Source organism: Streptomyces sp. NPDC057428 (assembly GCF_042803195.1).
In the GTDB taxonomy this organism is placed as follows: Bacteria; Actinomycetota; Actinomycetes; order Streptomycetales; family Streptomycetaceae; genus Streptomyces.
The window spans coordinates 1-12,752 of record NZ_JBHVCT010000125.1 but is presented as its reverse complement, the minus strand read 5'-3'; the positions used below and the strand labels follow the sequence as shown (position 1 = coordinate 12,752).

The 12,752-nt window shown below is 66.5% G+C and carries 7 protein-coding genes; 3 read left to right on the top strand and 4 right to left on the bottom strand.

Features of this window, described 5'->3' with window-relative positions; all coding sequences use genetic code 11:
- Positions 1 to 464: 464 nt before the first annotated feature.
- The 4 genes from ACFU5K_RS29300 to eccCa all read right to left on the bottom strand — a co-directional run bounded on the left by ACFU5K_RS29300 (position 465) and on the right by eccCa (position 8,006).
- Positions 465 to 1,019 carry a hypothetical protein gene (locus ACFU5K_RS29300; protein WP_384066942.1) on the bottom strand — a complete coding sequence of 185 codons (555 nt, stop codon included), beginning with the start codon at positions 1,017 to 1,019 and terminating at the stop codon, positions 465 to 467.
- Between the two features lie 93 nt (positions 1,020 to 1,112).
- The gene (locus ACFU5K_RS29295; RefSeq protein WP_384066940.1) at positions 1,113 to 3,416 is read right to left on the bottom strand and encodes a hypothetical protein; all 2,304 of its coding nucleotides are present in this window, start codon (positions 3,414 to 3,416) and stop codon (positions 1,113 to 1,115) included.
- On the bottom strand, positions 3,416 to 3,886 hold the full coding sequence (locus ACFU5K_RS29290; RefSeq protein ID WP_384066938.1) for a hypothetical protein: 471 nt from the start codon (positions 3,884 to 3,886) through the stop codon (positions 3,416 to 3,418). Before ACFU5K_RS29290 ends, ACFU5K_RS29295 begins: the two co-directional genes overlap by 1 nt.
- A 151-nt stretch (positions 3,887 to 4,037) precedes the next feature.
- The gene (gene eccCa / locus ACFU5K_RS29285; protein WP_384066936.1) at positions 4,038 to 8,006 is read right to left on the bottom strand and encodes a type VII secretion protein EccCa; all 3,969 of its coding nucleotides are present in this window, start codon (positions 8,004 to 8,006) and stop codon (positions 4,038 to 4,040) included.
- Between the two features lie 246 nt (positions 8,007 to 8,252).
- On the opposite strand from eccCa, the gene eccD reads away from it, so the two are divergent.
- From eccD to ACFU5K_RS29270, 3 genes are all read left to right on the top strand, one after another.
- Complete coding sequence (gene eccD / locus ACFU5K_RS29280; protein ID WP_384066946.1) at positions 8,253 to 9,755, top strand: type VII secretion integral membrane protein EccD; 1,503 nt, start codon at positions 8,253 to 8,255, stop codon at positions 9,753 to 9,755.
- Positions 9,756 to 9,932: 177 nt separating this feature from the next.
- Complete coding sequence (rpsO, locus tag ACFU5K_RS29275) at positions 9,933 to 10,223, top strand: 30S ribosomal protein S15 (protein ID WP_003965855.1); 291 nt, start codon at positions 9,933 to 9,935, stop codon at positions 10,221 to 10,223.
- A 270-nt stretch (positions 10,224 to 10,493) separates the two neighbouring features.
- Positions 10,494 to 12,707, top strand: coding sequence for a polyribonucleotide nucleotidyltransferase (locus ACFU5K_RS29270; RefSeq protein ID WP_384066944.1), 2,214 nt, complete (start codon positions 10,494 to 10,496; stop codon positions 12,705 to 12,707).
- Positions 12,708 to 12,752 lie beyond the last annotated feature (45 nt).

Below are 12,752 nucleotides of genomic sequence, written 5' to 3'. Positions count from 1 at the left end.
CACCAGCGCGACGAGCCCACGCATCACACCACCAGGCACACCGTCACGCCGACATCGAGATATGGCCCATGCGGCCTAAACGAGCGACGTTGCGGGGGCACTGCTCCCTCTGAGGTGACTCCCGTGCTGTGGACACTCTGACAATGGGTCCGAGGAAGGGGGGTCCTGGCGGGACGGGAGTCCCCATATCCAGTGGAGTTCAGGAACGACGCGGTGGCGTTGTATCGCGCGGGGTGTGGGAAGCGGCTGAGGGTAGTTCACTCTGCAAACGGTCCCCAATCGACCTATTTGCCCAAAAGTTGCGCTGCGTAGCTCTCCCGAGTCCTCGCCATTGAATCCGCTTGAGGTCGTGTTTGTCACCCCAAGCTAGGGTGGCTATGACGTCGCTGCCGCGGCAGTAATCTAACTGGTCGTTCCGCTTAAAGCGAAGAGTGAGGTTCATCTTTCGTGCGTTTCACCGATATCTACGAGCAGTGGTCTGAGTTCTTGAGTTCCTCTGCGTATTCGCGAATCAGATCCTTAAGTGCTTTCGCGTTGGGCTTCCCTCCTGAAATGCGAATACTTGCGAATACTCTTTCGCTGCTCGTGGGCGGTGTTAGGCAGGTCACTTTTCCGATTGCACCTGTTGGCGAGTAGATGTACTTCCCGTCTTTTGTTTTCCTGTCTCCGGGGTCGACATTGTTGTATGCCATTGCGGCGACCTCGAGCAATGACCTATCCTTATTCAGCCACTCGGAACTAGCTGATAGAACCTCCTTATCGTCCACGTATATGCGACACCTTCTGATCCCTTCCGTTTCGTTGCGTGAGACTACGGATACTCTCTTTCCTGGCGGCATGAAGGGATCTAGGAGCTTGGAGGGGACGGATTTTCCGCAGAGCGAGTCTGGGGTCTCGTAGGATTTCTCGGGCGCGGAGCAGGCCAAACTGGAGATCGCCAAGATTGCTACTCCGGCAATCGAGGGCAGAAGCTTCCGGTTCCGAGGGGTGCGCCTATCCATCAGTGCTGATATTTCCACATTGCTTCCTTTTGGGTGGAATATTGCTTGAGAGTCGTATTGGAATGAGCGTTCGCTAGCTGACTGGATCCATCCGTGCGGTTATGGCGGCCGTCAGCCGCTGGGAATGTCAGTCTCAAGATCGTTTGCCATCTGGCGGCCTGCTGTGGAAGCGTCGTTGAACCCGTCCCGAGTCCCGTCTCTTGTCCACTCTTCGAATTTTTCTACGTCAGGTGAGCTGTGTGTCCTGGCGGCGCTATCTGCCGCAATCCTGGCAAGTTCCGTATTTCTTTGTGTGCTATCTTCCCAAAGCTCTCCGACGGTCTTTCCCGCCTCTTTCACCTTCTCGGGCTCTGTGTCCTTGAAGAGCTGCTCCAGGACGGCCCCGCTCGCAGTCCCTGCTATGCCTCCCACTGCAGCTCCCACAACTGGGCTGGCAATGAAACTCGTGCCAATTCCCACACCGGTACCGATGACCCCTGAAGCGGCACCTTTCCTCTGATTCACTGCATGCTCGAAGTCGCCGTCGGCTTCCCTCGCTTCCCCCAGTACCGCCTCCTGGCGTCCTATGGCAAGAGTCCCGCCGACTTCACCCGATCTGCGAGTAATTTCCTTGACCGTATCTTCGATGGAGTGCGGGTACTTCTGGTCAGCGGGGAGGTCGGGGTTCAGGTGGTAATCAAGGAGGCTGGCCATGTATGATTTCTGGCCCACTTCGACAGCGCTGTAGCCCTCCGGATTCTGTCCTAGGCTCACCAACAGGCGAGTCACATCTGTGTGCTCCAGCTCGGCGACATGGCCGGCGATCGGGAAGAGTTTCGGAACACTTGCGTTCTCCTTGCTGGCCTCGGTGGTGGCCCTGTTGATGTCAGGCAGATACTCGGACGTAATCTGGCCGATACTGTCAGACATGTATCCATGTTTGGTCAATCGCTCGGGGTCGTCCGAAATGGAGGTGGTGAGGCTTTTCATGAGCTTTGCTTGGTCTGCGTTATGCGCCGGAAGGCCCGCCGCCGGTATTTCGCCCGCAGGATGGCCAGTTATTGCCGCTTCCAGAGCCAGAGCCATGGCGTTCCGCCCGGCGATGCTTTCGTCACCCTTGTCGTTCTGGTCCTCCGGCCAGTTCCGCTCCTCGAAGAGGTAGTCGAAGTTGCTGAGTTCCCGCATCTCCTTCTTTCCGTTCCCGTCGGTGTCTTCCTTGAAGTCGTGATCCTCATCCTTCGTCACGAAGGTGTCACTGAAGAATTCCGTAGCGGCGGCAGGACTGTTCGAGAGAGCCTTCATGAAGCCGGTCATCGGGTCCGACCCCGAGTCGGATCCCGTCCGATTGAGGAGAGGGTCCATCCCCAGATGCGTCCAGGCGCCATGGCGTCCGTTGTCGGTGAACTTCTTCTCGGTCTTGATCAGCTCATTGCCGTAGTCGTTGAGGAACTTGTCGTCATAGTTGCCCCATCGCATCAGGTTGCTCATCACCTGGAAGCCCAGCGTGCCGGAGTTCTTGGCGATCGGCTGGCTGCCGAGATCGACCATCTCGCGCTTCCAGTTCGCCATTCCCTGGCTATCGCTCTGGCTGGCGGTGGCCAGGGTGAGGCTCAGGTTCTTCTGCAGCTCGTCGTACTGGTCGACCCTCTGCCTGCCGATGTCATAGGCACGATGGGGATCGTTCAGGCCTGCCCAGAAGTCCAGCGTTCCCTGAGCCCCCAGGTTCTCCGCGAAGCGGGCGGCGAACAGTTCGTCTCCCGCCATCTTCTCCAGCCCGGCGTTCAGCCGGTCGAACTCCTTGGCCGTGAGGTCCTCCGGCTTCTTCTTCGCGATCGCCGACAGCTCGTCGGCCTCCTTGATCGCGGCAGCCGCGGAGTCCCGGTTCTTGTAGTCGGCGCCCGTGAATCCGAGATCGGCCTGGTCCGCAAGGGCCCTGAGGGCGACAGAGCCCGTGTGGTCGCTCTCGGTCGCCTTGTCGAGGATCTTCTGGATCTCGTCGCGGAGTGCGGTGACGTCGCTCTGGCTGTGCTCGGGGACGGGCGTACCCTCTGCCGCGCGGTCCGGGTGGATGTTCATCGTGACTGTGAAACCACCACCACCTGTCGTGGTGACCGTGAGGTTCTTTCCCCGCGCACGCTCCAGGGCCTGTTCGAGCTGGTTCTGGTAGCCCTTCAACTCGTCACGTGTGTCCTTGAGGATGTTCCACAAGGACCTGGCCTGCTTGTGGGCGTCGTCGAACTCGTGCACCGTCTTGTGGACGAACACCTTGGTGACAGTGGCGTTTCCGCCCTCCCAGTTCGCCTTGTCGGCCTTCGCCTTCAGACCGTCCCGGGCGTCCTCCTTCAGGACGGCGAGGTTGTTCACCATGGTCGACCAGTCGGTGACGGCGGCGTCCAGCTGTCCGAACCGGGCGAAGCGCAAGGATTCGAGATCCATCAGTTGTCCGCCTTGTTCGTCTTGCCCTTGGGCGCGTAATCGTCGTCGAAGCCCTGGTCGAGCGCGGCGATGCTGCTGACGTTGCTTCTCACGTACTGGTCGTCACTCCGGTGCACGTACTTCGTGAAGTCCATGTGGGCCGATATATGGCCACAGGCGTCCATGAGGGACTTCAGTTGCTTGTCCCACCGGTCTGCCACGTGCTGGAGTGCGCCGCCGAGCTCGAACCCCTGGCTGGTGAGGTTGCCCGCGGCGGTTTCGCTGGTGGGGACGGCGACACGGGCCTCTTTCCACAAGCGGGTGTTCAGCTTGGAGGCTTCGTCACGGACACCCGACAGGTCGGTCTGGTTGACGGCGAGGTCGCCCTTCTTGCCCCCACTGCCCCCGGGTTCGGCTTTGTTGAGCTGCATCTGTGTGTCGCCGTTGGCGGCCGCTTCGGCCTTCAGCTGCTCCCACTCGGCCCATGCCATGGGTGGAACCTCCAGTGTGTGCTGGTGATGCCGGACTTCTGGAATCTCTTCGCCGGGAGACGGCGGCGGTCCGCCGCGTGAGGGCGGGAGACGGGGCCGCGCGTACCGGCCGTGAACCGGTGCGACCGCGCTGCCCCGCTCCCCGGAACCCTTACCGTGCCCCGTCCATCAGCCCGGTCTGCACCAGCGGGTTCCCGCGTCGTCGGGTGACGAAGACCCCGCGACCCGGAGGCATCGGGCGCGGTCGCACATTGCCGAGGATGTCGCCCTCGATGGGGTCGCCCGACAGCATCAGGCCCTGCGCTCCCAGTTCCAGGATGCGCTGCATGAAGGGCTCGTACAGCGCGCGGCCCGCCCCCGCCGTACTGCGGGCGATGATGAACCGCACGCCGACGTCACGGGCGAACGGCAGCATCTCCGTGAGCGCGGCCAGCGGGTTGCCGCTCGACGTCGAGACGAGGTCGTAGTCGTCGACGACCACGTACACCGTCGGGCCGCTCCACCAGCTGCGGTCGCGCAGTTCCCGGGCGGTGACCTCGGGCGAGGGCGTACGACGCTTCATCAGGTCGTACAGCGCGTCCGTGTGGTGCTCCATGCTGTTGGACATGGGCACGTACTCGGCCAGGTGCGTCGCGGGAGTGACGTCCAGGAGTGCTCGCCGGTTGTCGATGACGAAGAACTTGGCGGCGTTCCCCTCGTACCTCTCGGTGAGCTGCTTGATGAGCAGGCGCAGCAGATTCGACTTGCCGGACTCGCTCTCGCCGAACACCAGGAAGAACGGGTCGCGCTCGAAGTCGTGGAAGACCGGTTCGAGGTTGTTCTCGTCGATGCCGAACGCGATCCCGCGGTCCGGCTGCGCGTAGCCCGCGGGCAGTTCGCGGACCGGTAGTTCGCGGGGCAGCAGACGGACCGCGGGGGCGGGCGCCGCGGTCCAGTGCCTGGCGACCTCCTGGTTCATGGCCGCCGTGGCCTCGGAGAGGTCGCTGTCGGAGTTGATGCCGTCGATCCGCGGTACCGCGGCCATGAAGTGGAGCTTCTCCGGCGTGAGGCCACGTCCGGGGACACCGGCGGGCACGTTGACCGCGGCCTTGCGGTCCAGTTCGGAGTCCATGACGTCACCGAGCCGCAGTTCGAGCCGGTTCATCAGGTGGTCCTTCAGGTTGGCCCGGACCTCCATGGAGCGCGACGCCGTGACGATCAGGTGGATGCCGTAGCCGAGCCCGCGCTGCGCGATGTCGACGGCAGCGGGCTCCAGGCCCTCGTAGTCCGTACGGAAGTTGCCCCAGCCGTCGATGAGCAGGAAGACGTCGCCCCACGGCTGGTCCGTCGCCGAGATCTCACCGCGCGCCCGCAGCCTGCGGAAGGTGGCGATGGAGTCGATGCCGGCGCTGCGGAAGTACTCCTCACGGCGCGCCATGATCCCGTACACCTCGGAGACCGTACGACGCACGCGTTCAGGGTCGAGCCGGGACGCGATCCCTCCGACATGCGGCAGACCGGAGACCGAGGCCAGGCCGCCGCCACCGAAGTCGAGTCCGTAGAACTGGACCTCCTGCGGAGTGTGGGTGAGGGCGAAGCCCGCGATGAGCGTGCGCAGCAGCGTGGACTTGCCCGACTGCGGGCCGCCGGTGATCTGCATGTGGCCCGCAGCGCCGGAGAAGTCCCGGTAGAGCGTGTCGCGCCGCTGCTCGTACGGCTTGTCGACCACGCCCAGCGGGACGACGAGGCGTCCCGAGCCTTCGAACCCGGGCTGGGTCAGCCCACGGCCCTCGACCGGGGAGAGCCCCGGCAGGAGCTCGTCCAGCGACGGCGGGTTGTCCAGGGGAGGCAGCCACACCTGGTGCGCGGAGGCCCCCCGGCCCTCCAGCCGGCGCACGATGACGTCGAGCACGGTGTCGGCGAGCGCGTCGTCCTCGGCCTTCCGCGCATCGGGTACGGCTGCCTGCGCCGTCGGCTGTACGTAGCGCACCGGCACCGGAGCCGCGGTGAACACCACCGGCCTGCGGTCCATCGGCAGAGGGCCCGAGGACGTGGCCGGCTGGGCGCCCGAGCGGTACACCCCGGAGACGTACGCCGCCTTGAAACGCACCATCTCGTCCGTGCCGTACTTGAGATAGCCGGATCCGGGGACATTGGGCAGGTGGTAGGCGTCGGGGACGCCCAGAGCGGCCCGGGACTCGCCCGCGGAGAACGTACGCAGACCGATCCGGTACGACAGATAGGTCTCCAGGCCGCGCAGCCGTCCCTCCTCGAGGCGCTGCGAGGCCAGCAGCAGATGGACGCCCAGCGAACGTCCGATGCGCCCGATCTGCACGAACATCTCGATGAAGTCCGGCTTCGCGGTGAGCAGTTCGCTGAACTCGTCGATGACCAGGACAAGGGACGGAATGGGCTGCAGCGGGGCACCCGCGGCCCGCGCCTTCTCGTAGTCGTGGATGTTGGCGTAGTTGCCCGCGTCGCGCAGCATCTCCTGGCGGCGGTTGAGCTCACCGCTGATGGAGTCGCCCATGCGGTCCACGAGCGTCAGGTCGTCCGCGAGGTTGGTGATGACCGCTGCGACGTGGGGCATCTGCGCCATACCGGCGAAGGTGGCGCCACCCTTGAAGTCCGCGAGGACGAAGTTCAGCGTCTCCGAGGTATGGGTGACGGCAAGGCCCAGTACGAGCGTACGGAGCAGCTCGGACTTGCCGGAACCGGTGGCGCCGACACACAGGCCGTGCGGCCCCATGCCCTCCTGCGCCGCTTCCTTGAGGTCGAGCATCACCGGAGCGCCGTCCTCGCCCACGCCGATCGGGACCCGGAGCCGCTCGGCCTGCGAACGGGCCCGCCAGGTCCGGCTCACGTCGACCGACGCGGCGTCACCGAGGTTCAGCAGATCGGTGAACTCCAGGTTGGCGAGCAGCGGTTCGTCGTCGTCCCCGCCCGAGGCCACGTGGAGGGGGGCCAGCTGCCTTGCCAGTGCCTCCGCGGCCTCGTGGCTCAGCAGGTCGGGAAGGCCGTCGTACACCAGGCCGTGCCCCGACTCCAGCTGCAGCGAGTGGGGATCCACCACGATGGAGAGGCCGCCGCGCGCTCCGTTGACCTGGCCCGTGACGATCTCGACGACCGTCACGCCCTGAAGGCCCTCGGCCGAAGCGAGCGCTGACGTGGCCGGTACGGACTCGCCGTCGAGCACTATGACGACGTGCGGCTGGTCGAGGAGCGGCTGACCACCCGGCTGGAACCGGGGCCGGCCGTCGAAGCGGCCCGCGAGCATCTCCTCCAGCTCCGCGACACCGGTGGTGATCAGGCGACGGCTGCCTGCGCCGTCGACGGAGCCCTGTACCTGGACGTGCGGGAGCCACTTCGCCCACTCCCAGCGCGGAGCGGCGCCCCGGCCGGCCGCGACGGCGATGATCAGGTCCTCGGGAGAGTGCAGCGAGGCGAGCGACCCGACCATCGCGCGGGCCACGGCACGCACGGATTCCGCCTCGCCGCTGATCGTCAGGTGGTAGAAGGCACGGAGCGAGACCGCCATCGGCAGGCCGTCCAGCGTGCTGTGGGTCGTCAGGAACTGCTGCATCGCCCCGGCCGTCAGCGGCTCGAGTTCATCGACCGGCGCGGTGTCGGGTGCGACGAGCGGCGTGGCGAGTTCCTGGCTGCCCAGGCCGATACGTACGTGAGCGAAGTCCGCGTCCCCGATACGGCGCTCCCACACCCGGCTGCCCTCGGCGACGAGCGCCCACAGCTGCTCCGGGGACGGGTGGAGATAGAACTGAGCGTCGCGCTGCTCCCGGGCGGTCTTCAGTACGACGCGTCTGGTCTGCGTCAGGTACTTCAGATAGTCGCGCCGCATGTCCGCGAGCTGCCCCTGGGTGCCGCGCCGGAAGCGAATGATCATCGCGATCGCCATCGCGATCGTCGACGCGATCATGATCATGCCCATGATCCGCATGATCGGGTTCGGCGTCATGAAGAAGAAGACGACGGAACCACCCATACCCAGCATCGGCAGCAGCTGCATCATCACCCCCTCCTGCTGCCCGCGAGGCAACTCGGGCGGAGGTTGCAAGTGCACCTGCTCGCCCGGAACTTCGGAGGGGAGGGCCCGCGGTGGGCGCTTGACGACGATCTGGCTCACAGCTCACCAATTCCCTTGCCGGACGGAACTGTTCCTATCGGCGCCCCCGTGGCGACGGGTTCCGTCCGCGGGAGGATCCTACTGGCGGACCCGCTGACCCCAGGGCGGTAGGGTGTCGCGACGCGCGTACGCATCCGCTAACTACCGCAAAAAAATGGGTCATTCGGGACGCAGGTGGAACCCGTGATCCAGGGGTGCGTATTTCGGGAGATCCAGGAGAACCATGAGGGGGAGCAGCACGTGACTATGACGGCCCAAACGGCGGCTACCGGATCCGGCCGGCCGGGTCCCGGAGTTCCGGCCGGCAACGGAACCGGCTTCTGCCGGATCACGGTCGTCGCGCCCGACGGCCGCGTTGACGTGGCGCTGCCCGAGGACATCCCCGTCGCCGACCTCTACCCGGAGATCCTCCGGCTGTCCGGGCAGAGCCCCGCCCCGGGCGCACCGGTCGGCTATCACCTGGTGCGCCGTGACGGCACCGTCCTCGACAGCGGACGCACGCTGGCCGGCCAGCGCATCCTCGACGGCGAGCTGCTGTCCCTGCGGCCCTTCTCGGAGTCCTTGCCCCCCGCGGTCTTCGACGACGTCTCCGACGCCGTCGCCACAGCCGTCGCACGCGACCGCACCCTCTGGGGCGACAGCCTCATGCGGTCGGCGGGCCTCTTCGGCGGATCGGTCCTGCTGGTCCTGCTCGGCTTCGTGCTGTGGACCTCCGACGTCCGGCACGACATGCACGGCCTGCCGGGCATCCTGGCCGCCGTCACCGCCCTGCTCCTTCTCGCGCTGGCCTGCGTGCGCGCGCGCGTCTACGCCGACCGTGGTTCGTCCATCTCGCTGGGGATCGGCGTGCTCACCAATGCCGCGGTCGCCGGAGCCGGGCTCCTGCCGCTCAGCGGCGGCCAGGGCATCGGCAGGCTCCAGTTCCTGCTCGCCTGCGCCGCCGTGCTGGTGGCGTCGGTGATCCTCATGATCGCCGCCCCCGAAGGCGACGGCACGTTCGTCGCCTTCGTGTTCGCATCGGCCATCGGCCTGCTCGTGACCTTCATCGCGATCATGACCGGCATGGAGCCGGCCGAGACCGCAGCCGTGTGCGCCCCCCTCTCCGTGGGGCTCCTCGCCTTCCTGCCCGGACTCTCCACCCGCTTCGCCCGTCTCCCGATCGGCTTCGAGCCGCCCCGCACCACCACGGGTGACTACGGAGCGTCCGACCCGGCGCCGCAGGGCCCGGTCGACGCGGACCGCATCGCCGCCCAGGCGCGGCGCGGCCACGAACTGCTGGTCGGTCTGGTCGGCGGATGCGCGCTGGTGGCCGTGGGAGCCGCAGCGGTGCTCGGCTTCGCGGACAGCGTCTGGGGCCAGCTGCTGGCGCTCGCCACCGGCATCGCGATGCTGATGCGCGCCCACCTGTTCCGCTACACCGCCCAGGTCGGCTGCGCCCTGGGGGCGGGCCTCGCCGCACTCGTGCTCCTCGGCCTCGGACTGTCGCTCAACCCGCCGGTCGCACTGATCCGCGAGGCGTTCAAGGGCGACAGCGGGGGACTCGACATCCGTACGATCTGGCTCACGGCCGCGGTCGCCGGTGTCGCCGCGCTGATCACGGCCATAGGCCTGATCGTGCCGCGCAAGGGCGTCACCCCTTTCTGGGGCCGCTTCCTCGAGATCGCCGAGGCGTGCGTGCTCCTGACACTGCTGCCCCTGTGCCTCGCCGTTTTCGAGGTCTACCACTCGATCCGCGTACTCACCAGCTGATACCCGTCCGGGGGTGCTCCTGACGGCTGGTACTCTGACCAGTGGCCGTTTGTGTACGCGCCTCCGGATCATCCTGGGGGCTGCGCTCATCGGACCTTCGCCTCCGAGTCACGGAAGCTCCCCTGAGATCAAGACCAGGGGCACTCGTGGGCGCATCGAACACCAAGAGGAGTACGCGTGCCGCTCGACGCCGCTACGAAGAAGCAGATCATGTCCGAGTTCGCCCAGAAGGAGGGTGACACCGGATCCCCCGAGGTCCAGGTCGCCATGCTCTCCCGCCGGATCTCGGACCTGACGGAGCACCTCAAGACGCACAAGCACGACCACCACTCCCGTCGTGGTCTGCTGATCCTGGTCGGCCAGCGTCGCCGCCTCCTGCAGTACCTTGCCAAGAAGGACATCCAGCGCTTCCGTGCGCTCGTCGACCGCCTCGGCATCCGCCGCGGTGCGGCCGGCGGCGCCAAGTAAGGACGCTGTGAGAGGGAGCGGTTCCCCCATTCCAGGGGGCCGCTCCCTTTGCTGTACGTGCGGGACCGGGGTCAGGATCAGTAACCTGGACGCACGACACCATGACGAGGGGAAGCGCCCCACGGCCGCCGCCGGTCCTCGGTAGTGGCCCCCGGGACAACGTCCGGGAGCTTCGATCGAAGACCGGCCCGCACAGGGGAGCGCTTCTCCGCACCGTCCTCCGCCACACGGGCGGCAGGACGAAAGACGACGAGTATGGAGAAATCACTAGTGGAGAACGAGACCCACTACGCCGAAGCCGTGATCGACAACGGCACGTTCGGCACCCGCACCATCCGCTTCGAGACGGGCCGCCTGGCCAAGCAGGCCGCCGGCTCCGCCGTCGCGTACCTGGACGACGACACCATGGTGCTGTCGGCCACGACCGCTTCCAAGCGGCCCAAGGACCAGCTCGACTTCTTCCCCCTCACGGTGGACGTCGAGGAGCGGCAGTACGCGGCCGGCAAGATCCCCGGCTCCTTCTTCCGCCGTGAGGGCCGGCCCTCCGAGGACGCGATCCTCACGTGCCGCCTGATCGACCGCCCGCTGCGACCCTCCTTCAAGAAGGGCCTGCGCAACGAGATCCAGATCGTCGAGACGATCATGGCGCTCAACCCCGACCACCTGTACGACGTGGTCGCGATCAACGCCGCCTCGGCTTCCACGATCCTGGCGGGCCTGCCCTTCTCCGGCCCCATCGGCGCCACCCGCGTCGCCCTGATCAAGGGCCAGTGGGTCGCCTTCCCGACGCACACCGAACTCGAGGACGCGGTCTTCGACATGGTCGTCGCCGGTCGCGTCCTGGAGGACGGCGACGTCGCGATCATGATGGTCGAGGCCGAGGCCACCGAGAAGACCATCCAGCTCGTCAAGGACGGCGCCGAGGCGCCGACCGAAGAGGTCGTCGCCGCCGGTCTGGAAGCCGCGAAGCCCTTCATCAGGGCGCTCTGCAAGGCCCAGTCCGACCTCGCCGCCAAGGCCGCCAAGCCCACCGGCGAGTTCCCGGTCTTCCTCGACTACCAGGACGACGTCCTGGAGGCGCTCACCAAGGCCGTCCGCACCGAGCTCGCCAAGGCGCTGACCATCGCCGGCAAGCAGGAGCGCGAGGCCGAGCTGGACCGCATCAAGGAGATCGCCGGCGAGAAGCTGCTCCCGGCCTTCGAGGGCCGCGAGAAGGAGATCTCGGGTGCCTACCGCGCGCTGACCAAGAAGCTGGTCCGCGAGCGCGTCATCAAGGACAAGGTGCGCATCGACGGTCGTGGCGTCACGGACATCCGTACGCTCGCCGCCGAGGTCGAGGCCATCCCGCGCGTGCACGGCTCGGCGCTGTTCGAGCGTGGCGAGACCCAGATCCTGGGCGTCACCACCCTCAACATGCTCCGCATGGAGCAGCAGCTGGACACCCTCTCCCCGGTGACCCGCAAGCGCTACATGCACAACTACAACTTCCCGCCGTACTCCGTCGGCGAGACCGGCCGCGTGGGCTCGCCCAAGCGCCGCGAGATCGGCCACGGCGCGCTCGCCGAGCGCGCCATCGTGCCGGTGCTGCCGTCGCGCGAGGACTTCCCCTACGCGATCCGCCAGGTCTCCGAGGCGCTGGGCTCCAACGGCTCGACGTCCATGGGCTCGGTCTGCGCCTCCACCATGTCCCTGCTGAACGCCGGTGTGCCCCTCAAGGCCGCCGTCGCCGGCATCGCCATGGGCCTGATCTCCGAGGAGATCGACGGCAAGACCCACTACGTCGCCCTCACCGACATCCTCGGTGCGGAGGACGCCTTCGGCGACATGGACTTCAAGGTCGCCGGCACCAAGCAGTTCGTGACCGCGCTCCAGCTCGACACCAAGCTCGACGGCATCCCCGCCTCGGTCCTGGCCGCCGCGCTGAAGCAGGCCCGTGACGCGCGTCTGCACATCCTGGACGTCATGAACGAGGCCATCGACGTCCCGGACGAGATGTCCCCGAACGCCCCGCGGATCATCACCGTCAAGATCCCGGTGGACAAGATCGGTGAGGTCATCGGCCCCAAGGGCAAGATGATCAACCAGATCCAGGAGGACACCGGCGCCGACATCACGATCGAGGACGACGGCACCATCTACATTGGTGCCCAGCAGGGCTCGCAGGCCGAGGCCGCCCGCGCCACGATCAACGCGATCGCCAACCCGACCATGCCGGAGGTCGGCGAGCGGTACCTGGGTACGGTCGTCAAGACCACCACCTTCGGTGCGTTCATCTCCCTGATGCCCGGCAAGGACGGCCTGCTGCACATCTCGCAGATCCGCAAGCTCGCCGGTGGCAAGCGCGTGGAGAACGTCGAGGACGTGCTCGGTGTCGGCGCCAAGGTCCAGGTCGAGATCGCGGAGATCGACTCCCGCGGCAAGCTCTCCCTGATCCCGGTCGTCGAGGGTGAAGAGGACGAGAAGAAGGACGACACCGACAAGTGACGTCCCGTAGTTCCGTGACGACGGCCCGCCCCTCCCCGGAGGGGC